The sequence below is a fragment of the Shinella kummerowiae genome, from assembly GCF_009827055.1.
Taxonomy (GTDB): Bacteria; Pseudomonadota; Alphaproteobacteria; order Rhizobiales; family Rhizobiaceae; genus Shinella; species Shinella kummerowiae.
In genome coordinates, this window is record NZ_WUMK01000015.1 from 1 (window position 1) to 19,934 (window position 19,934).

The 19,934-nt window shown below is 62.3% G+C and carries 20 protein-coding genes; 13 read left to right on the forward strand and 7 right to left on the reverse strand.

From position 1 onward, the window contains the following. Positions 1–189: 189 nt before the first annotated feature. Entirely contained in the window at positions 190–1,503 is a 1,314-nt protein-coding gene (locus tag GR138_RS27795; protein WP_160862523.1) for an ABC transporter substrate-binding protein, read from the reverse strand. 180 nt (positions 1,504–1,683) lie between these two features. Further along, a complete protein-coding gene (locus GR138_RS27800) occupies positions 1,684–2,637 on the reverse strand; it encodes a sugar-binding transcriptional regulator (protein WP_160862524.1) in 954 nt (317 codons plus the stop codon). A 256-nt stretch (positions 2,638–2,893) separates the two neighbouring features. On the opposite strand from GR138_RS27800, the gene GR138_RS27805 reads away from it, so the two are divergent. Both GR138_RS27805 and preA read left to right on the forward strand, forming a co-directional pair. After that, positions 2,894–4,255, forward strand: a complete 1,362-nt coding sequence (locus GR138_RS27805; RefSeq protein ID WP_160862525.1) for an NAD(P)-dependent oxidoreductase — start codon at positions 2,894–2,896, stop codon at positions 4,253–4,255. A 12-nt stretch (positions 4,256–4,267) separates the two neighbouring features. Beyond that, positions 4,268–5,581 (forward strand): NAD-dependent dihydropyrimidine dehydrogenase subunit PreA, encoded by a 1,314-nt coding sequence (gene preA / locus GR138_RS27810; protein ID WP_160862526.1) that lies wholly within the window; start codon positions 4,268–4,270, stop codon positions 5,579–5,581. Positions 5,582–5,652: 71 nt separating this feature from the next. Here preA and GR138_RS27815 read toward each other — a convergent pair whose 3' ends face one another. After that, entirely contained in the window at positions 5,653–6,594 is a 942-nt protein-coding gene (locus tag GR138_RS27815) for a DMT family transporter (protein ID WP_338091188.1), read from the reverse strand. Between the two features lie 83 nt (positions 6,595–6,677). Between GR138_RS27815 and GR138_RS27820 the strand changes: the two genes are divergently transcribed. Then, a complete protein-coding gene (locus GR138_RS27820; RefSeq protein ID WP_160862527.1) occupies positions 6,678–7,151 on the forward strand; it encodes an Lrp/AsnC ligand binding domain-containing protein in 474 nt (157 codons plus the stop codon). A gap of 272 nt (positions 7,152–7,423) precedes the next feature. Here GR138_RS27820 and GR138_RS27825 read toward each other — a convergent pair whose 3' ends face one another. Both GR138_RS27825 and GR138_RS27830 read right to left on the reverse strand, forming a co-directional pair. Continuing rightward, the gene (locus GR138_RS27825) at positions 7,424–7,714 is read right to left on the reverse strand and encodes a hypothetical protein (protein ID WP_160862528.1); all 291 of its coding nucleotides are present in this window, start codon (positions 7,712–7,714) and stop codon (positions 7,424–7,426) included. Positions 7,715–7,954: 240 nt separating this feature from the next. Continuing rightward, positions 7,955–8,593 carry an exopolysaccharide biosynthesis protein gene (locus GR138_RS27830; RefSeq protein WP_160862529.1) on the reverse strand — a complete coding sequence of 213 codons (639 nt, stop codon included), beginning with the start codon at positions 8,591–8,593 and terminating at the stop codon, positions 7,955–7,957. A gap of 119 nt (positions 8,594–8,712) precedes the next feature. On the opposite strand from GR138_RS27830, the gene GR138_RS27835 reads away from it, so the two are divergent. After that, positions 8,713–9,642 (forward strand): DMT family transporter, encoded by a 930-nt coding sequence (locus tag GR138_RS27835; RefSeq protein ID WP_246200787.1) that lies wholly within the window; start codon positions 8,713–8,715, stop codon positions 9,640–9,642. A gap of 78 nt (positions 9,643–9,720) precedes the next feature. Further along, on the forward strand, positions 9,721–10,944 hold the full coding sequence (locus GR138_RS27840; protein WP_160862530.1) for an OpgC family protein: 1,224 nt from the start codon (positions 9,721–9,723) through the stop codon (positions 10,942–10,944). On the opposite strand, the gene GR138_RS27845 is transcribed toward GR138_RS27840, so the two are convergent. Beyond that, the gene (locus GR138_RS27845) at positions 10,934–11,575 is read right to left on the reverse strand and encodes a TetR family transcriptional regulator C-terminal domain-containing protein (protein ID WP_160862531.1); all 642 of its coding nucleotides are present in this window, start codon (positions 11,573–11,575) and stop codon (positions 10,934–10,936) included. The genes GR138_RS27840 and GR138_RS27845 overlap by 11 nt on opposite strands. A gap of 275 nt (positions 11,576–11,850) precedes the next feature. Between GR138_RS27845 and GR138_RS27850 the strand changes: the two genes are divergently transcribed. From GR138_RS27850 to GR138_RS27860, 3 genes are all read left to right on the forward strand, one after another. Continuing rightward, positions 11,851–13,101, forward strand: a complete 1,251-nt coding sequence (locus tag GR138_RS27850) for a Zn-dependent hydrolase (RefSeq protein ID WP_160862532.1) — start codon at positions 11,851–11,853, stop codon at positions 13,099–13,101. A gap of 277 nt (positions 13,102–13,378) precedes the next feature. Continuing rightward, complete coding sequence (hydA, locus tag GR138_RS27855; RefSeq protein ID WP_160862533.1) at positions 13,379–14,833, forward strand: dihydropyrimidinase; 1,455 nt, start codon at positions 13,379–13,381, stop codon at positions 14,831–14,833. Next, positions 14,833–15,210 (forward strand): hypothetical protein, encoded by a 378-nt coding sequence (locus GR138_RS27860; protein ID WP_160862534.1) that lies wholly within the window; start codon positions 14,833–14,835, stop codon positions 15,208–15,210. Before hydA ends, GR138_RS27860 begins: the two co-directional genes overlap by 1 nt. Before the next feature lie 209 nt (positions 15,211–15,419). On the opposite strand, the gene GR138_RS27865 is transcribed toward GR138_RS27860, so the two are convergent. Then, entirely contained in the window at positions 15,420–15,833 is a 414-nt protein-coding gene (locus GR138_RS27865) for a cupin domain-containing protein (protein WP_160862535.1), read from the reverse strand. 116 nt (positions 15,834–15,949) lie between these two features. Here GR138_RS27865 and GR138_RS27870 point away from each other — a divergent pair, with 116 nt between their 5' ends. The 5 genes from GR138_RS27870 to GR138_RS27890 are packed head-to-tail and all read left to right on the forward strand — an operon-like array spanning position 15,950 to position 19,860. Continuing rightward, complete coding sequence (locus GR138_RS27870) at positions 15,950–16,753, forward strand: ABC transporter ATP-binding protein (RefSeq protein ID WP_160862536.1); 804 nt, start codon at positions 15,950–15,952, stop codon at positions 16,751–16,753. Continuing rightward, complete coding sequence (locus GR138_RS27875; RefSeq protein WP_160862537.1) at positions 16,753–17,088, forward strand: hypothetical protein; 336 nt, start codon at positions 16,753–16,755, stop codon at positions 17,086–17,088. The genes GR138_RS27870 and GR138_RS27875 overlap by 1 nt, the downstream gene beginning before the upstream one ends. Before the next feature lie 3 nt (positions 17,089–17,091). Then, positions 17,092–17,976, forward strand: coding sequence for an ABC transporter permease (locus GR138_RS27880; RefSeq protein ID WP_160862538.1), 885 nt, complete (start codon positions 17,092–17,094; stop codon positions 17,974–17,976). Next, positions 17,973–18,842, forward strand: coding sequence for an ABC transporter permease (locus GR138_RS27885; RefSeq protein WP_160862539.1), 870 nt, complete (start codon positions 17,973–17,975; stop codon positions 18,840–18,842). The genes GR138_RS27880 and GR138_RS27885 overlap by 4 nt, the downstream gene beginning before the upstream one ends. Before the next feature lie 25 nt (positions 18,843–18,867). Beyond that, the gene (locus GR138_RS27890) at positions 18,868–19,860 is read left to right on the forward strand and encodes an ABC transporter substrate-binding protein (protein WP_160862540.1); all 993 of its coding nucleotides are present in this window, start codon (positions 18,868–18,870) and stop codon (positions 19,858–19,860) included. The last annotated feature ends 74 nt before the right edge of the window (positions 19,861–19,934 follow it).

A 19,934-nucleotide genomic window follows, 5' to 3' on the forward strand; every position in this document is an offset into this window, starting at 1 on the left:
TCGTGACCTCCCTTTTCGCCGGCAGCTCCCCGCGCCGGGCAGGCATCGCATCCCCATCGGACCGAGCCCAAGTGCTATTGTCACACGTTTTCCCCGCTCCGGCTGCCAGACTGACCGCGCCGGATGCAGACCCCATCTATCGGCTGCCCGGAACGCGTCCCGGGCAGCCCGTCCTTGGGGAGGAGGTTTTTACTTGATGTAGCCGGCGCGGGTCATTTCACGCGTGGTGACCTGCTGTGCCTGGGCGAGTGCATCGTCGACCGTCATCTGGCCGGCAAGTGCTGCCGAGAAGAGCTGGCCGACCGTCGTGCCGAGACCCTGGAATTCCGGGATGGCCACGAACTGCACGCCGACATAGGGCACCGGCTTGACGGCCGGGTTCTTCGGATCGGCCGCATCGATCGAGTCGAGCGTCATCTTGGCGAACGGAGCCGCCTTCTGGTACTCGGCGTTTTCATAGAGCGACTTGCGCGTGCCCGGGGGCACGTTCGCCCAGCCTTCCTTCTCGGCGACGAGTGCCGCATATTCCTTGCTGGTTGCCCAGCCAATGAACTTCTCGGCCGCTTCGGTCTTCTGCGACCCTGCCGGGATGGCGAGGTTCCAGGCCCAGAGCCAGTTGCCGCGCTTGCCGAGACCGGTATCGGGTGCGAGCGCATAACCGACCTTGTCGGCAACCGTCGATTCCTTCGGGTTCGATACGAAGGACGCAGCGACCGTGGCGTCGATCCACATGCCGCAATTGCCCTGCTGGAAGAGCGCCAGGTTCTCGTTGAAGCCGTTCGAGGACGCGCCCTGCGGGCCGGCGTCGTTCATCAGCTTGACGTAGAAATCGAGCGTGTTCTTCCATTCCGGCTGATCGAACTGCGGCGTCCACTTCTCGTCGAACCAGCGGGCGCCGAAGGCGTTTGCGGTGGCGGTCAGGAAGGCCATGTTCTCGCCCCAGCCGGCCTTGCCGCGCAGGCAGATGCCGTTGATGCCGGCGGCACGGTCGGTCATCTTGCGGGCGGCGTCCGCGATGAACTCCCAGGTCGGGGCGTCGGGCATGGTGAGCCCGGCCTTTTCCATCAGGTCCTTGCGGTACATGACCATCGAGCTTTCGCCGTAGAACGGTGCAGCGTAGAGCTTGCCGTCTTCCCCGGTGAGGCCCGAACGAATGGCCGGCAGGAGATCGTCGACGTCGTAGTCGGCGCCGAGATTGTCGAGCGGCACGAGCCAGCCCTGTTTGGCCCAGATCGGAACTTCATAGGTCCCGATCGTCATGATGTCGTACTGGCCGCCCTTCGTCGCGACGTCGGTCGTGACGCGTTCGCGCAGCACGTTTTCCTCGAGCGTCACCCACTCGAGCTGAATGTCCGGGTTCTTCGTGGTGAAGGCTTCCGTCAGCCCCTGCATGCGCACCATGTCGCCATTGTTGACCGTCGCGATGGTGAGCGTTTCGGCGTTGGCGATTCCGCACAGGAGAGCAGCCGAGCAGGTGCCCAGCAGAAGGGTTCTCAAATTCATCATCTTCCTCCCAGAAGGGTTTTGAGCATTTGCTTCGCTCATGGGCAATTACCCACATATTGCCGTGTGAAGTCAACGACCAATCGTTGCTGCATCGCACAAAGCGAGGCAGCAGACTTTGAATCTGCTAGGAAATTTCTGTGTGGTGGTGGGGCTCCGGCCGGGCGGGAGGAGCCTGCGTCAGGCCGAAAGCAGGTACCGGGCCGTCGACTCGTCGGTGATGACACCGTTGATCATGCCGCCGCGAAGGGCGGCAAGGAGGGCGAGATGTTTGCGTTTACCCTTGGCGAGGCCGATGACCGTCGTCGTCTCGCGCGGCGGCAGCGGAACCGAAGCGACACGCTCGTTGATGCTGTTGTCGAGCAGCCTGCCGTTGCGGTCGAACATCCAGCCGCAGATCTCGCCCGCGGCTCCCTCCTCCATCAGCCGCGCCATTTCCTCCGGATCGAGGAAGCCGTCGAGGCAGAGCGGCGCATCCGCGCCGAGTTCGCCGATACCGACGAAGGCGACGTCGGCCTCGCGGCCAAGCCGCAGGGTCGACTGCACGAGGCTCTGCTTGTGCAGGAGGTCGCGTTCCTCCGTGGAGGAGACGAGAACCGGCAGTGGCATGGGGTAATGCCGCGCCTTCACGGCATCGGCCATGGAGAAGATGACGTTGTAATAGGCGGCCGAACCGTCAGGACCGATATTGCCGGTCAGCGACATGATGCGGTGCTGCGGACATTCCATGGTGGGCAGCTGGTCGATCGCCGCTTTCAGCGTGCGCCCCGTCCCGACGGCGAGTACGATCGGTTCGCTCTTCTTCAGCCAGCGTTCGATTTCCGCCGCACCCGCTTCGGCGATGCCGATCGTCGTCGAACTGGAGCCCGGGTCGCTCGGCACGATATCGACATGCACGAGCGAAAACTTCTTGCGCAGCGCCTCGCCCAGCTCGAGGCATTCGGCGATCGGGTGGTCGAGGCGCACCTTTATCAGCCGCTCGGCGACGGCGAGCGAAACCAGGCGTTGTGCCGACTGGCGCGAAATGCCCATGGCGGAGGCGATCTCGTCCTGCGTGCGGCCGGCGACGTAATAGAGCCAGCCGGCCCTCGCCGCATCATCCAGCCGCCCGGCTGTTTCCGTCCGCTTCGCCATCGTATTCCCCGCTTGTTTCACCCGATTTGCTGCATCTTTTCGGGTCATCTGTCAAACGCCACATGATGCCGCGACAAGAACAGCCTCTGATGCCCGGCCCCGTCACCGACTTGAAAACATAACCAAAAATCTCATGTTTTTCGACGCTGAACCGCCTGAGAAACCGGCATTTCTTTTAAGTTTTTACCGTTTGATAAAAAAATAAACCTGAGTTACCGTTCTGTCATTCAAAAGCCCACGCGAATGGGAGAATAACATGGGAACGACGCAATCTGGGATCCATCGGGGGCGTCTTGCGCCTGCCGAATACGAAACGAACTTTTCCGATCTTCACCCGCGCCTCGACGATCATGAGGCGCTGGTCGCAGCCGACCGCTGCTACTTCTGTCATGACGCGCCGTGCATGACGGCCTGTCCCACCTCCATCGACATTCCGCTGTTCATCCGCCAGATCTCGACGGGCAATCCGATCGGCTCGGCGAAGACGATCTTCGACCAGAACATTTTAGGCGGCATGTGCGCCCGCGTCTGTCCCACCGAAACGCTGTGCGAACAGGCCTGCGTGCGCAACACCGCCGAGCACCGCCCCGTGGAAATCGGCCGCCTGCAACGCTACGCGACAGACGTCGCGATGACGGAGAACAAACATTTCTACGAGCGCGCCGAGCGTACCGGCAAGGCCGTCGCCGTTGTCGGCGCCGGCCCGGCAGGCCTTGCCAGCGCCCATCGCCTTGCCATGAACGGCCATGACGTCGTGGTCTTCGATGCCCGCGAAAAGGCCGGCGGCCTCAACGAATACGGCATCGCCACCTACAAGACGGTCGACGATTTCGCCCAGAAGGAAGTCGATTACGTGCTGGCGATCGGCGGCATCGAGGTGAAGAACGGCCTGAAACTTGGCCGCGACTTCACGCTCGCCGACCTTACCGCCAATTTCGACGCCGTCTTCCTCGGCATGGGCCTTGCCGGCGTCAACGCACTGCGCGCCGAAGGCGAAACCTTGCCGGGAGTGGTTGATGCCGTCGATTTCATCGCGGAACTACGCCAGGCCGAGGACAAAGCCGCCATCCCGGTCGGCCGCCGTGTCGTCGTCATCGGCGGCGGCATGACGGCAATCGACGCCGCCGTGCAGGCCAAACTGCTCGGCGCAGAGGAAGTGACGATCTGCTACCGCCGCGGCAAGGAGCATATGAACGCCTCGCCGTTCGAGCAGGATCTTGCCGCTTCCAAGGGCGTGATGATCCGCCACTGGCTGCAGCCGAAGCGCGTCATCGCCAAGGATGGGCATGTTGCCGGCATCGAGGTGGAATATACCGAGATGCGCGATGGCACGTTGACCGGCACCGGCGAGACCGGTGTGCTGGCAGCTGACCAGGTCTTCAAGGCGATCGGGCAGAGTTTCGAGGCCTCGGGCCTCGGTTCGCTTGCCATGTCCGGCGGCCGGATCGTCATCGATTCCGAAGGTCGCACCTCGGTCCCCAATGTCTGGGCGGGTGGCGACTGCGTGAAGGCCGGCGAGGACCTGACGGTCACCTCCGTCGCCCAGGGGCGCGATGCCGCCGATTCCATCAACCGCATGCTGGCTGCCGGTGCGCAGCCCGCCGTCGCCGTCGCTTGAGGGAGATGAGACATGGCTGATCTTCGCAACAATTTCGTCGGCATCAAATCGCCCAATCCGTTCTGGCTCGCCTCTGCACCGCCGACCGACAAGGCCTACAATGTCGAGCGCGCCTTCAAGGCGGGCTGGGGCGGCGTGGTCTGGAAGACGCTCGGCGAGGAAGGCCCGCCGGTCGTCAACGTCAACGGCCCGCGCTACGGCGCGATCTGGGGCGCCGACCGCCGGCTTCTCGGCTTGAACAACATCGAATTGATCACCGACCGCGACCTCTACACCAACCTGCGCGAAATGAAGCAGGTCAAGATGAACTGGCCGGACAGGGCGCTGATCGCCTCGATCATGGTGCCCTGCGAGGAGGAGAGCTGGAAGGCGATCCTGCCGCTGGTAGAGGAGACCGGCGCCGACGGCATCGAGCTCAACTTCGGCTGTCCGCACGGCATGTCCGAGCGCGGCATGGGTGCCGCCGTCGGTCAGGTGCCGGAATATATCGAAATGGTCGTGCGCTGGTGCAAGCAATACACGCGCATGCCCGTCATTACCAAGCTGACGCCTAATATCACCGACATTCGCAAGCCCGCCCGCGCCGCCAAGGCCGGCGGCACCGATGCCGTGTCGCTGATCAACACGATCAACTCGATTGTTTCCGTCGATCTCGACAGTTTTGCCCCGAACCCGACGGTCGGCGGCAAGGGCACGCATGGCGGCTATTGCGGCCCGGCGGTGAAGCCCATCGCCCTCAACATGGTGGCCGAGATCGCCCGCGACCCGGAAACCCACGGCCTGCCGATCTCCGGCATCGGCGGCATCACCACCTGGCGCGATGCCGCGGAATTCCTGGTGCTCGGCGCCGGCAACGTGCAGGTCTGCACGGCCGCCATGACCTACGGCTTCAAGATCGTGCAGGAAATGATCACCGGCCTGTCCGACTGGATGGACGCCAAGGGCCATCGCGACCTTGACGACATCTGCGGCCGCGCCGTGCCGAATGTCACCGACTGGCAGTATCTCAACCTCAACTACATCGCCAAGGCGCATATCGACCAGGATGCCTGCATCAAATGCGGCCGCTGCCACATTGCCTGCGAGGACACCTCGCACCAGGCGATCACGCAGTTCGTCGATGGCCTGCGCCATTTCGAGGTGATGGAAGACGAATGCGTCGGCTGCAATCTCTGCGTCAACGTCTGCCCGGTGGAGAACTGCATCACCATGGTCGGCCTCGAACCCGGCGTGCTGGACCAGCGCACCGGCAAGCCCGTCGATCCGAACTACGCCAACTGGACGACGCACCCCAACAATCCGATGGCGAAGCAGGCTGCGGAGTAACCTTCTCTGGCAAAATCGATCGCAGGGCTTCGCGTTCTGCGATCGAACTTTGGGTGAGGACGGTAAGGAAGTCAGCGTTTTCTCAAGATCGGGAAGACCATTCCAAATGTTATGCTGGCAATTGCGATGATCTGGGAAGGCGTCAATGTTTCACCCAGCACCGCCATGCCTGCCACCGCCGTCGCCACCGGAATGCACGGCATGAACAGCGAAGCCTGTTGCGGGCCTAGTTGGCGAACCACGTAGGTGTAGAGCACCACCGCGACCGCACCGGCGAGAAAACCCTGGATCACCAATTGCGTGGCGATCTCGGCCATGGATGCCGTTGCCAGTCCGCTCGGCGCCAGAGCGTGCAGCAAGGGAAGCGGCAGGCAGGAGAAGAGGACAACGGCGATCGTCGTGGTCACCGCATCGAGCGACCAGAGCCTCACCAGCACCGCATAGACCGCAAACATGATCCCCGATCCAGCGAACAGCAGATCGCCGCGCAGCGTGTCGCCTGCGACGGCACCCGCATGAAACACGAACAGCAGTAACCCCGCGATGACCGCGGCAATGCCGACCTTGCGCGCGCCGGATACCTTGTCCTTGAACACGATGCGCGAGAACACGAAGGAGAAGAACAGGATGGAGGCGGGCGACAGCGCGGCGGCATGGCTCGCCGGTGCATATGTCAGCCCCTGATTGATGATCAGCGGATAGGGCAAGCCCGTCAGCAGGGCCAGAAGAATGGCCTTGCGCCAGCCGAGCGCCCTCAGCTTTCCGGTGCCGGCCGTCCACAACACCGGCAAGAAGACGAAGGCAGCACCGAGAAAGCGCAGGCTCACAATATCGGCCGCCGTCAGGTGTTCGCGCAGGCTGTAGCGGGCGGCAACGAACTGGATAGTGGTGATCGCGACGAACACAATTCCCGCCAGAATGGCCAGCCGCTTGCTGCCGGCATTGTCTCCGATCATCGCGATATGCACGTATGCCTCCCTCGTGGCGGGACGGGCCTCGCCCGTGACAATCACATGCTATTGCTCAATCATGCGCGCCTAAATATATTGAATTTCCGCATTTAAAGTGAAAATCACCATTCTTTGGATGATATAGCGTGAATCATGAACTTGCCGATCTCGACGCGATCGACCGCACCCTGCTGAGGCTCCTTCAGGAAGACGGACGGCGCACCACGCTCGAACTGGCCAATCGGGTCGGCCTGTCGCCGACGGGTGCCAGCCAGCGCGTCAAGCGCCTGTTTCGCGAGGGTTATGTAAAAGCCGTCAGGGCGATCCTTGACCCAAAAAAGATCGGCCGGGGCACGGTGGTGTTCATACAGGTCCGCCTCGACCACACCGCACCGCATATTTTCGAGCGGTTTTCCGATGCGATCTCGAAGGCGCCCGAAGTGCTGGAATGCCACATGGTCATCGGCGGCTTTGACTATCTCGTCAAAGCGAGAATTGCCGACATGTCGCTGTTTCAGGACTTTCTGGAGCGGGTGATCCTGCCTTTGCCCGGCGTAAGAGAAACCCACACCTATGCATCGGTAGGGGATGTAAAGCCCGACGCCGTGCTGCCGATTTAGTCATCGAGAGGTTGTGCGGATTTGCTGCGGTCCGGCCGAGACGCGCGAGCCGGAACTCACCCGAAGAAATTAAAGCTCTGCCCCGCGCTATAGGCCAGCAGCGCCAGCCCCGCGAAATACACGATCGTCAGCACGACCAGCCCCGTCGCGTTGCGAGATGCCGGCGGCAAGCAGCAGCATGGCGACGCCGGGGGAGCGTGGCAGTGTGAGCGGTAATCGCGCCAGACCTTTACCCACTGCCATTCGAGAGCGTTATGCCCCCGCGTTGGCTTTCATCGTTCTTTTCGCACGCTGTTACAGCTTATATTTAAGTATTCTGGCACAATTAAACGTTCACCTGTACCGCGTACAGCCATTCTGTAAGCTGAAAAGCCATAGGCATCGGCCATCAATTTATTTGGAATCAATATAATTGGAGCCCGATTTTCCGAGCGATCGGTTTCAACGAAGTGTCTGGCATCTTCCATGACCGGAAAAACGACAGCCGACCCTTCATCGCCGTAAAGTCCTTTCAGGGTATATTTGTTTTCCTCATTCTCCGCCGGATGAAGTTCAAAACTCATGGGAGGCCCAGACACCGACACGCATACCTTGTTGCTGTCACACGCGCTGATGGGGTGGCAGGACCAAGGCGGCCCCCCTGGCATCTCCATGGCCAAAGCAGGAGATGTAAAAACAACAAAAAGCATCAAGGGATTCGGTCTCAAAAACGCGCATCCCTTGGAGCAGGTGTTGGTGAAAGATGGCATTCGACTTGCCAGGACTTGTTGAACTCCGGCAGGGAACAGGTCGGCATGGAACTCTCACCCGAAGAAATTAAAGCTCTGCCCCGCGCTATAGGCCAGCAGCGCTAACCCCGCGAAATAGACGATCGTCAGAACCACCATCACATACCCCCCAAGCACCACCAGCCCGTCGCGCTGCGAAATGCCGGCGGCGAGCAGCAGGATGGCGACGCCGGGCAGTGTGTTGGAGAAGGGAATGAGGCCAAGCGGCGCCATGAGGAGAATGCCGGCACCCATCAGCACAAGGCCGTTGACGCGGTTCATGAGGGCGCCGCCGGTCAGGCCCGTTAGCCGCGGCTTGAAGAACCGGTCGAACTTGCGCAGGAACGTGACGCCGCGTTCCAGCACCGGCCGGAGCTTGCCGCTTTCCAGCCGCCGGTCGGCGACCTTTTGCGGCAGCCAGGGCAACCGGTTGAGCGTGATCGCCGCGCTGATCAGCACGATGCCGGCGCCGAACACCGTCGAGACGCCCGGAATGGACACGGGAAAGAGGAATGGCAGCGAGAGGAAGGCGCAAAGCAACAGCAGGCCGCTTTCGCCCATCATCGCCAGAAGATCGCGCAGCGTGATGTGCTCGCCCTTGATCGAGTGAATGATGTCCTCGAGCAATTCGCTCGTCTTGCGGTCCGTATCCTTGAAGCCGATGGCCGTCGTCATGAAGTGTCCTCTCAAGTGCCGCCGGCATATGGGCGGAGATTGCGGCATTCCTGTGGGGTGGCGCATCGCTCCCCACCGGTCTATGACCGCATCGCGCAGCAGACAATAGGGTGATTTTCTTGACGAAGCGTATGCCGGCCCGCGCGGCCCTTTCCGTTCATGCCAGGGGCCGCGAAAAACTCAAGGGCCACCTCGCGATGCTGCTCTTCGCGGTGCTGATCGCCGGTTCCTTCTCCTTCGGCGGGCTGGCCGCGCGCTACATGGAGGCCGAGCCGCTGACGCTCTGGCGCTACATATTGACGATCGTCGTCATGGCCGCGCTCGCCTTCGGCGCCTTCAAGGTGCCGGCCGTCTGGCCGAAAGAGATCTGGCGCTTCCTTTTGCTTGGCGGCCTCATTGCCATCTACATGTTGACCATGTTCACCGCGCTCGAATTCACGAGCCCCATCGCAACCGGCGCCGTCTTCACCCTGATGCCACTGTTGAGCGCCGGCTTCGCGCTGCCCGTGCTCGGCCAGAAGACCCGGCCCGGCGTGCTCGCCGGCCTGATCATCGCCGCAGCCGGCGCGGTCTGGGTGATCTTTCGTGGCAATATCGGTGCCATCCTGTCCTTCGACATCGGCACCGGCGAGATGATCTTTTTCGCAGGCGTCATCTGCCACGCCCTCTACGTGCCGCTGATCCGCCGCTTCGACCGCGGCGAACCGGCCGTCGCATTCGGCTTCTGGGTGACGGTCGGCGCGGCGCTCTGGCTCGTGCCGCCCGGCATTCGCGGCCTGATCGAGACGGATTTCTCTGCCCTGCCGCTGGCCGTCTACGCCGCCGTCGCCTATCTCGCCGTCGTCACCACGGCCTTTACCTTCCTGCTGTTGCAATATGCCTCGATGCGCCTGCCTGCCTCGAAGGTGCTCGGCTACGGCTATCTGACCCCGAGCTTCATCATTCTGCTGGAAGGCCTGCTTGGCCACGGCTGGGCGAGCCTGCCGGTGCTTGCTGGTGCGCTTGTCACAGCCTGCGGCCTCGCGCTGATGGCTTTTCTGCCAGACTGATTTTTTTCGGAACGATCCGTCACCTCGTGCGTTGCGGCCCCGTTGGGGCGCACGGTGAGTATCGACGGAGCGCATATTTTGAAGCGATTTGAAATCATAGACGGCATGCGGGGCTATTTCCTCGTCTTCATGCTGATCAACCACCTGATTTTTGTCGGGGGCTACTGGATGATGGAGGTCAACCATCGCCAGTTCGCCTTTGTCGAGGACGCGCAGGGCTTCGTCTTCCTCTCCGGCCTGCTGATCGGCATGGTCTATGCGCGCAAGATGCTGAAGTCGGGCTATGAAACCGGCCGGCAACTCCTGCGCAACCGCGCTTTCGAGCTCTACCGGTATGCGATGGGCACGGTGATGGCGGTTCTCATCGTCCAGATGGTCCTGCCCGATGCCTACAAGCTCTGGTACAACTGGCTCGGTTACACGAATTTCGACGAGCCTTTGCGGCTGGCGGCCATCGCTACCTTCCTGTTCCAACCGACCTTCATGGACATCCTGCCGCAATATATCGTCTACATGCTCTTTGCGCCGCCGCTCGTCTGGCTGTGCCTGCGCGGAAAGTGGGCGCATGTGCTGGCCGGCTCGCTGATCGTCTGGATGGCGGCGCAGCTCGGCCTGCAACGCTTCGTCACCGATCCCCTGAACAGCCTCTTCACCGGCTCGGACGGACAGGGCATCCGCGCGAGCTTCAACATGCTCGGCTGGCAGATCGTCTTCTTCTCCGCGATGGTGATCGGCGCGCTGACCGCTCAGGACAAGATCGACTGGGGACGCATTTTTGCGCCGGAAAAGACGCTGCTGCCGAAGGCGGCGCTCGCCATCTGCCTGTTCTTCCTGCCGCTGCGCATCATCACCGCCTGGGATCTGCTGCCGCAATCGGTGCTCGACAAGTTCGCGACGATGGAAATCCGCGCGGATTTCGGTCCGGTCTATCTGATAAACTTTGCCGCCGTCGCAACCGGTCTCACCTGGCTGCTGATCGCCGGGCCGAAACACCACAATATGTGGGTGCGCAGGCTGGCAAACGGCGTCACCACCGTCTTCACGCTGCGCTTCCTGCGCCTGCTCGGTCGTCATTCGCTGCAGGTCTATGTCTGGCACGTCGCCATCGTCTATGCGGTCTATTATGCCGATGGGCGCACGGCGGAACTGTCGCAGCTCACCAAGACCACCATTGCCGTCGTCTGCATCGCACTGCTGGCCCTACCCGCACTCTGGCGCGAACGGGAACAGATCGTCGCCAGCCTGTTCGGCCAGCCGAAGGCCGAACCGGTGAAAGGAAAAACGACGCCGGCTACTCGCTGACGTGGAGACCACTGAGGAAGAGCTGTTCGAGGAAGCGCGCCGCATCCTCGAACCGCCCTTCGCCGGCTTGATCCTGTCCGAGCACCGCGCGCACCTGTACGTCGAAGTCGGCATAGTGCTGGGTCGTCGACCAGATCGAGAAGATCAGGTGGTAGGGGTCGCATTTGGCGATCTTGCCCGCCTTCGCCCAGGCACGGATGACCTCCGCCTTCTCATCCACCAATGACTTCAGCGGCCCTTTCAGCTCATCCTCGATGTTCGGCGCCCCTTGCAGGATTTCATTGGCGAACAGCCGGCTTTCGCGCGGAAAATCGCGCGCCATTTCCAGCTTGCGGCGAATGTAACTGCGGATTTCCGACACCGGATTGCCCTCCGCATCGAACTCGCGCAGCGGGTCGAGCCAGGTATCGAGCACGCGGGTGATCAGAGAGCGGTGCATCGCCTCCTTGGTGCGGAAATAGTAGAGCAGGTTCGGCTTGGACATGCCGGCCACCTCGGCGATCTGGTCGACTGTGGCGCCGCGGAAGCCATGCAGTGAAAACACCTCCAGCGCCGCCTCGAGGATCTGCTCCTCCTTCGCCTCCTGGATGCGCGTACGCCGTTGAGTCCTCGCCGCCCTCGGTAGTGCCATGTCGCCCCCTCGGCCTTGACCGTTGGACCGGAAAAGTGCCGCCAAATTCACCAGTTTAAACAGCCGCCATTTTCTTGGGCGCACCCGAATGCTTTTTGGTTTTTCGGCTTGAGTGCCGCTACGGAAGCTGTAATGTTTACCAACCGGTCAAATTATCAGACAGTTATCAAGTAAAGGCAACTGCTCTGATCGGAAGGCGCAAAACAAACAATCGCGCCGCCAGCCGGTGGGAACAAATCGAGGCTGCAAGAGCCTGAAGACGTGGGAGCATAGACATGGCCGCACCTGGCGAAAACATGCGTGTCAACGCGGACCGCCTGTGGGATTCCCTCATGGACATGGCGAAGATCGGCCCCGGCATTGCCGGCGGCAACAATCGCCAGACGCTGACCGATTCCGACGCCGAAGGCCGCCGCCTCTTCCAGACCTGGTGCGACGCCGCAAGCCTCACCATGGGCGTCGACACGATGGGCAACATGTTCATGACGCGCGCGGGCACCGACCCGGATGCGCTGCCCGTCTATGTCGGCTCGCATCTCGATACCCAGCCGACCGGCGGCAAATATGACGGCGTGCTCGGCGTGCTGGCCGGCCTCGAAGTCATCCGCTCGATGAACGATCTCGGCATAAGGACGAAGCACCCCATCGTCGTCACCAACTGGACGAATGAGGAAGGCGCCCGCTTCGCCCCCGCCATGCTCGCCTCCGGCGTCTTCGCCGGCGTGCATACTCAAGACTATGCCTATGGCCGCAAGGACCCGGACGGCAAGACGTTTGGCGACGAGTTGAAGCGCATTGGCTGGGTCGGCGACGAAGAGGTCGGCGCGCGCAAGATGCACGCCTATTTCGAATATCATATCGAACAGGGGCCGATCCTTGAGGCAGAGGAAAAGCAGATCGGCGTCGTCACCCACTGCCAGGGCCTGTGGTGGCTGGAATTCACGCTGACCGGCCGCGAGGCGCATACCGGCTCGACGCCGATGGCGATGCGCGTCAATGCCGGGCTTGCCATGTCGCGCATCCTGGAGATGGTGCAGACCGTCGCCATGGAAAACCAGCCGGGCGCCGTTGGCGGTGTCGGCCAGGTGTTTTTCTCGCCGAATTCGCGCAACGTGCTGCCCGGAAAAGTCGTCTTCACCGTCGACATCCGATCGCCAGACCAGGCCAAGCTCGACGGCATGCGCGCCCGCATCGAAGCGGAAGCGCCGAAAATCTGCGCGACGCTCGGCGTCGGCTGCTCCGTCGAGGCGGTCGGCCATTTCGACCCGATCACCTTCGATCCGACATTGGTCGCGACCGTGCGCAAGGCTGCCGAAGACCTCGGCTACAGCCATATGAACCTCATCTCCGGCGCCGGCCACGACGCCTGCTGGGCCGCCAAGGTGGCACCCGCCACGATGATCATGTGCCCCTGCGTCGGCGGCCTTTCGCACAACGAGGCGGAGGACATTTCGAAGGAATGGGCCGCCGCCGGCGCCGATGTGCTGCTGCATGCGGTGATCGAGACGGCGGGGATTGCGGAGTGAGAGTCTATAGAAAAGCCTGCGGGAGAGAAGCCACTCCCAGAGACGGCTACTATTTGGCGTTCCCTCCCGGTGAAAACATTACCCCAGCTAGTGAGCGCTTCAAAACCGTAGAAGAACTAGCACTGTTCCTACTGAAGAACCCTAAGTGGAAAGTTTGGCTAGCAGCAAACTCTCTGCATAAAGACGGGCAACTTAGTTCGGAAATAATAATCGAAGGCAGATTGGATCGTGACGCCCTGATATCACAGGGGTTGTTATAGAACTCGGGAGTGACATCATGAGCACAGTCATCAAAGGCGGAACCATTGTCACCGCCGACCTGACCTACAAGGCGGACGTCAAGATCGACGGCGGGAAGATCGTCGAGATCGGCCCCAATCTCTCGGGCGACGACGTGCTGGATGCGGCAGGCTGTTATGTCATGCCGGGCGGCATCGATCCGCATGTGCATCTGGAAATGCCCTTCATGGGCACCTATTCGGCCGATGATTTCGAGAGCGGCACGCGCGCCGGACTTGCCGGCGGCACGACCATGGTGGTCGATTTCTGCCTGCCCGATCCCGGCCAGTCGCTGCTCGACGCGCTGAAGCGCTGGGACAACAAGTCGACCCGCGCCAACTGCGACTATTCCTTCCACATGTCCGTCACCTGGTGGGGCGAGCAGGTGTTCGACGAGATGAAGGCGATCGTCGAGGAAAAGGGCATCAACACCTTCAAGCACTTCATGGCCTACAAGGGCGCGCTGATGGTGAACGACGACGAGATGTTCGCCTCGTTCCAGCGTTGCGCCGCCCTCGGCGCCCTCCCCCTTGTGCATGCGGAAAACGGCGATGTCGTCGCCGCCATGCAGACGAAGCTGATGGACGAGGGCAACAACGGTCCCGAAGGACACGCCTATTCGCGCCCGCCCTCCGTCGAAGGCGAGGCGACGAACCGCGCCATCATCATCGCCGACATGGCGGGCAGCCCGCTCTATGTCGTGCACACCTCCTGCGAACAGGCGCATGAAGCCATCCGCCGCGCCCGCCAGAACGGCATGCGCGTCTATGGCGAGCCGTTGATCCAGCACCTGACGCTCGACGAAAGCGAATATTTCAACAAGGATTGGGACCATTCCGCGCGCCGCGTCATGAGCCCGCCCTTCCGCAACAAGCAGCATCAGGATTCGCTCTGGGCCGGCCTTGCGAGCGGTTCGCTGCAGGTGGTCGCCACCGACCATTGCGCCTTCACCACCGACCAGAAGCGCACAGGTGCCGGCGATTTCCGCAAAATCCCCAATGGCACCGGCGGCCTCGAAGACCGCATGCCGATGCTCTGGACCAACGGCGTCAACACCGGACGGCTGACGATGAACGAGTTCGTGGCCGTCACCTCCACCAACATCGCCAAGATCCTCAATGTCTACCCCAAGAAGGGCGCGATCCTCGTCGGCGCCGATGCGGATATCGTCGTCTGGGACCCGAAGCGCGCAAAAACCATTTCCGCCAAGAGCCAGCAATCCTCGATCGATTACAACGTCTTCGAAGGCAAGGAGGTGGTGGGCCTGCCGCGCTACACGCTGACGCGCGGCGTGGTCGCCATCGAGGAGAGCACGGTGAAGACGCGCGAGGGCCACGGCCAGTTCGTCAAGCGCGACCCCTTCACGGCGGTCAACAAGGCGCTGTCGACCTGGAAGGAAATCACCGCGCCGCGCAAGGTGGAGCGCAGCGGCATTCCGGCGAGCGGCGTCTGATGCCTCCCGGTCGCCCCCTCCTCGCCCTTCTCCTTGGTATTGCACTCGCCGGACCGGCGGGGGCGGCAGCCGATATCATCGACGGCAGCTATGGAGACGAGGAAGGCTGCCGCTATGCGACCACCGGCGAATCCTCCGGTGCGGATTTCTTCTTCCTGCTGAACAGGGATGGCGTGACCACTGCGGCTTCCTACTGCGAATTCAAGGGCGAAGGTGAACAGGTGGGCGGCGCCACGAAGATTGCGGCCGAATGCCACGAAGAAGGCATGGAAGAGGTCACGCCCTACGACCTGACGCTGACGCCGGACAATGGCGGCTACACGGTCAGCTTTCCGGATGGGACGCGCTGGGGGCCCATCATGCGGTGCAAGAAATGAAGGTTGAGGGGCGCAGATATACCCCCCTCTGTCCTGCCGGACATCTCCCCCACAAGGGGGGAGATTGGCTGGAAGCGCTCTCTTTGCCTCCTGGGAAGCGAGCGGTTTTCCGCAAGCAGAGTGTTTGCGTTTGGGCACGACGGGGCCTTCTTCCGATCTCCCCCCTTGTGGGGGAGATGTCCGGCAGGACAGAGGGGGGTGCCTTCGCCCTAGACCGAAACCAGCGCCTCGAGATGCGGCAGAAGCACCACGCTCTCCTGCTCGTGGGGGTCTGTCCGGGCAATGACCGCCGAAGCCGGCTGGTCGGAAAGATTGGCGGGCAGATGCGGCACGCCGGCGGGGATGTAGAACATCTCGCCCGCCTTGACGACGACGTGGTTTTCCAGCCGCTCGCCGTACCAGGTATGCGCCTCGCCGGAGAGCATGTAGATCGCCGTCTCGTGGCTCTCATGCATATGCGCCTTCGCCCGCCCGCCCGGAGGTATCGTCAGGAGATGCATGCAGATGCCCGACGCTCCCACGCTCTCGCGGGCAATACCCTCGAAATAGCTGAACCCCTGCTTGCCGTCATAGGTGCTGCCCGGCCGCACCACCCGGCATTCCGCCTTCGTTTCCACTGCCATCGCCCCATCCCCCGAAAGAATTCCGTGCCCAAAGTGATACTGCAGACAATGCCGATTGCAATGCCGCGAAGGGACATGCAGTCTGCCGAAAACCGCGCCGTGCGGGGCGCCGAAAGATGACCAGCATGCCCGTCTCCGATACCGTTGTTTCTGCAAAAGATCTCGGCCTTACCTTCCAGACCGCCGATGGCCCGGTCACGGCGCTGACCGGCGTCAACCTGACCGTCGAAAAGGGCGATTTCGTCTCCTTCATAGGCCCCTCCGGCTGCGGCAAGACCACCTTCCTGCGCGTCATCGCCGATCTGGAAAAACCGACCTCCGGCACGATCACCGTCAATGGCCTGTCGCCGGAGGACGCCCGCAAGCGTCGCGCCTATGGCTACGTCTTCCAGGCCGCAGCACTCTATCCCTGGCGCACGATCGAAAAGAACATCGCCCTGCCGCTGGAGATCATGGGCCACTCGCGTGACGAACAGAAGGCACGCGTCGCGCGCACGCTCGACCTCGTCAACCTCACCGGCTTCGGCAAAAAGTATCCCTGGCAGCTTTCCGGCGGCATGCAGCAGCGGGCCTCGATCGCCCGCGCGCTTGCCTTCGATGCCGACCTGCTCCTGATGGACGAGCCCTTCGGCGCGCTCGACGAGATCGTGCGCGACCATCTCAACGAACAGCTTCTGAAACTCTGGGCGGCGACCCAGAAGACGATCTGCTTCGTCACCCACTCGATCCCCGAGGCCGTGTATCTCTCGACGAAGATCGTCGTCATGAGTCCTCGCCCCGGCCGCGTCACCGATATCATCGATTCGCCGCTGCCGAAGGACCGCCCGCTCGGCATCCGCGAAACGCCGGAATTCCTGGAGATCGCTCACCGGGTGCGCGAGGGCCTGCGCGCCGGCCACAGCTATGAGGAGCACGCCTGATGAAGCTCTCCTATATGCTCTGGCTGTTCGGCGCGACGGCCGTGTTCATCGGTGCAGCCACGTCATCGCGCGCTTATGTCGGCACCACGAACATCCTTTATCTGCTGCTCTCCATGGCGCTCTACATCGTCGGCAACCTGATGATGCTGAAGCTGATGCGCGAGGGCGGGCTCGGCATTGCCATTTCGCTCTCCGCCATCACCCAGCTTCTGCTCATCAACGTCATCGCCTTCATCTTCTTCGGCGAGCGGCTGAGCAGCACCCAGCTTGCCGGCGTCGGCCTCGGCATTCTGGCCATGGGGCTGATGCTGCTGCCCACCACGGCGCGGAGCTGAGCGATGGGTGAGGCAAGCTTCTTCCGCGACCGCCTGCTTCCGATCAGCACTGTCCTGCTGGCCCTCATCGCGCTCTGGTATGCCTTCGTCGTTGTGCTGAACGCGCCCTTCGAGCGCGACACCGCCGCGCGCGCCGGAACGACGATCAGCTTCATGGAACTTCTGCCGAACACCATGGCGCAGGAACGCCCCGTGCTGCCGGCGCCGCACCAGGTTTTCGCCGAACTGTGGGATACGACCGTCAACAAGGCGATCACCTCGAAGCGCAGCCTTGTCTACCATGCCGGCATCACGCTCTCCGCGACGCTGATGGGCTTTGCCATGGGCACCGTGCTCGGCATCCTGCTTGCCATCGCCATCGTGCACAACCGCGCGATGGACCGGTCGCTGATGCCGTGGGTCATCGCCAGCCAGACGATCCCGATCCTCGCCATCGCCCCGATGATCATCGTCGTCTTGAACGCCGTCGGCATTTCCGGCCTGATGCCGAAGGCACTGATCTCGACCTATCTGTCCTTCTTTCCGGTCGTCGTCGGCATGGTGAAGGGGCTGCGCAGTCCCGAGCAGATCCAGCTCGACCTGATGCACACCTATCATGCCTCCTCGTCGCAGACCTTCTGGAAACTGCGCTGGCCCGCCTCGATGCCCTACCTCTTCACCTCGCTGAAGGTGGCGATCGCCATCTCGCTTGTCGGCGCCATCGTCGGTGAGCTGCCGACGGGCGCCGTCGCCGGCCTCGGCGCGCGCCTGCTGGCCGGCTCCTACTACGGCCAGACGGTGCAGATCTGGGCGGCCCTCTTCATGGCCGCGGCCGTCGCTGCCCTGCTCGTCATCATCGTCGGCTTCGCCCACTCCCTCGTCCTCAAACGCATGGGGGCGCGGGCATGAACCTTTCCATCCTCGCAGCCGCAATCGTCTTCTGGCTCGCCGCCTGGGCCTTCAACGAATGGCTGGTGCGCCAGAAATTCGCGAACCCGGTGGCGGACCGCACTGCCCGCATCGCCGTCCCGCTGATTTTCGGTGCGACCATCCTCGTGCTCTGGGAAGGCATCGTGCGCGGTTTCAACGTGCCCTCCGTGCTGTTGCCGCCGCCGAGCATGATCTGGGCGCGGCTGATCAACTCCGTGCCGACGCTCTGGGCGGATTTCCGCCAGACCTTCCTGAAATCCGTGCTCGTCGGCTACGCGTTGGGCTGCGGGCTCGGCTTCCTCGTCGCGATCCTCATCGACCGCTCGCCGTTCCTGCAGAAGGGTTTGCTGCCGCTCGGCAATTTCGTCTCGGCGCTACCGGTCATCGGCGTGGCGCCCATCATGGTCATGTGGTTCGGCTTCGACTGGCAGTCGAAGGTTGCCGTCGTCGTCATCATGACCTTCTTCCCCATGCTGGTGAACACGGTCTCCGGCCTTGCGGCGACGAGCCACATGGAGCGCGACCTGATGCGCACCTACGCCGCCGACTGGTTCCAAACCCTCGTCAAGCTGCGTCTTCCCGCCGCCTGGCCCTTCATCTTCAACGCGCTCAAGATAAACTCCACGCTCGCGCTGATCGGCGCGATTGTCGCCGAATTCTTCGGGACGCCCATCGTCGGCATGGGTTTCCGCATCTCCACGGAAGTGGGCCGCATGAATGTCGACATGGTTTGGGCCGAAATCGCGGTTGCCGCGGTGGCTGGCTCCGCCTTTTACGGGATCGTCGCGCTCATCGAGCGGGTCGTCACGTTCTGGCACCCGTCTGTCCGTGGTGGGCAGGCGTAAAATAAGAAAGAAAGAGGGAACTGACATGAAAACGAAGATCGCATCGCTGCTTCTGGCAAGCGCCTTCTCGCTTGCCGCGTTCCAGGCCGAGGCCGCCGACAAGGTGACGCTCCAGCTGAAATGGGTCACCCAGGCCCAGTTCGCCGGTTACTACGTCGCGAAAGACAAGGGCTACTACGAAGAAGAAGGCCTCGACGTCGAAATCAAGCCGGGCGGACCGGATATCGCCCCCGCGCAGGTTATCGCCGGCGGCGGTGCCGATGTCATCGTCGACTGGATGCCGTCTGCCCTTGCCACCCGCGAAAAGGGCGTGCCGCTCGTCAATATCGCCCAGCCGTTCAAATCGTCCGGCATGATGCTCACCTGTTTGAAGGAATCCGGCGTCACCGGCCCGGAAAACTTCAAGGGCAAAACGCTCGGCGTCTGGTTCTTCGGCAACGAATATCCGTTCCTCTCCTGGATGGCGCATCTGAAGATCCCGACGGATGGCGGGCCGGAGGGCGTGACGGTCCTGAAACAGGGCTTCAACGTCGATCCGCTGATCCAGAAGCAGGCCGCCTGCATCTCCACCATGACCTACAACGAGTACGGCCAGGTTCTCGATGCCGGCATCAAGGCCGAGGATCTCGTGACCTTCAAGTATGAGGACCAGGGCGTCGCCACACTCGAAGATGGTCTCTACGTGCTGGAAGACAAGCTCGCCGATCCGGCCTTCAAGGAGAAGATGGTCAAGTTCGTGCGCGCGTCCATGAAGGGCTGGAAATACGCTGAAGCGAACCCGGACGAAGCCGCTGGAATCGTTCTCGAAAACGACTCGACCGGCGCGCAGACCGAAGCGCACCAGAAGTTCATGATGGGCGAGGTCGCAAAGCTGACTGCCGGCTCCAACGGCGCCCTCGACGAGGCGGATTACAAGCGCACCGTGGCCTCGCTGCTCGCCGGCGGTTCCGACCCGGTCATCTCCAAGGAGCCGGAAGGCGCCTGGACGCATGCCGTCACGGACGAAGCGCTGAAATAGTCCATTTCGTCAGAAATTGCGGCGTGCGGGACCCTGTCCCGCACGTTTTGTTTTGGGCGGGACCTGCGACAGCA

Coding starts and splice junctions, on each gene's coding strand:
- GR138_RS27795 (WP_160862523.1), bottom strand. CDS start 1,503: ATGAATTTGAGAACCCTTCTGCTGGGCACCTGCTCGGCTGCTCTCCTG.
- GR138_RS27800 (WP_160862524.1), bottom strand. CDS start 2,637: ATGGCGAAGCGGACGGAAACAGCCGGGCGGCTGGATGATGCGGCGAGG.
- GR138_RS27805 (WP_160862525.1), top strand. CDS start 2,894: ATGGGAACGACGCAATCTGGGATCCATCGGGGGCGTCTTGCGCCTGCC.
- preA (WP_160862526.1), top strand. CDS start 4,268: ATGGCTGATCTTCGCAACAATTTCGTCGGCATCAAATCGCCCAATCCG.
- GR138_RS27825 (WP_160862528.1), bottom strand. CDS start 7,714: ATGAGTTTTGAACTTCATCCGGCGGAGAATGAGGAAAACAAATATACC.
- GR138_RS27830 (WP_160862529.1), bottom strand. CDS start 8,593: ATGACGACGGCCATCGGCTTCAAGGATACGGACCGCAAGACGAGCGAA.
- GR138_RS27845 (WP_160862531.1), bottom strand. CDS start 11,575: ATGGCACTACCGAGGGCGGCGAGGACTCAACGGCGTACGCGCATCCAG.
- GR138_RS27850 (WP_160862532.1), top strand. CDS start 11,851: ATGGCCGCACCTGGCGAAAACATGCGTGTCAACGCGGACCGCCTGTGG.
- hydA (WP_160862533.1), top strand. CDS start 13,379: ATGAGCACAGTCATCAAAGGCGGAACCATTGTCACCGCCGACCTGACC.
- GR138_RS27860 (WP_160862534.1), top strand. CDS start 14,833: ATGCCTCCCGGTCGCCCCCTCCTCGCCCTTCTCCTTGGTATTGCACTC.
- GR138_RS27865 (WP_160862535.1), bottom strand. CDS start 15,833: ATGGCAGTGGAAACGAAGGCGGAATGCCGGGTGGTGCGGCCGGGCAGC.
- GR138_RS27870 (WP_160862536.1), top strand. CDS start 15,950: ATGACCAGCATGCCCGTCTCCGATACCGTTGTTTCTGCAAAAGATCTC.
- GR138_RS27875 (WP_160862537.1), top strand. CDS start 16,753: ATGAAGCTCTCCTATATGCTCTGGCTGTTCGGCGCGACGGCCGTGTTC.
- GR138_RS27880 (WP_160862538.1), top strand. CDS start 17,092: ATGGGTGAGGCAAGCTTCTTCCGCGACCGCCTGCTTCCGATCAGCACT.
- GR138_RS27885 (WP_160862539.1), top strand. CDS start 17,973: ATGAACCTTTCCATCCTCGCAGCCGCAATCGTCTTCTGGCTCGCCGCC.
- GR138_RS27890 (WP_160862540.1), top strand. CDS start 18,868: ATGAAAACGAAGATCGCATCGCTGCTTCTGGCAAGCGCCTTCTCGCTT.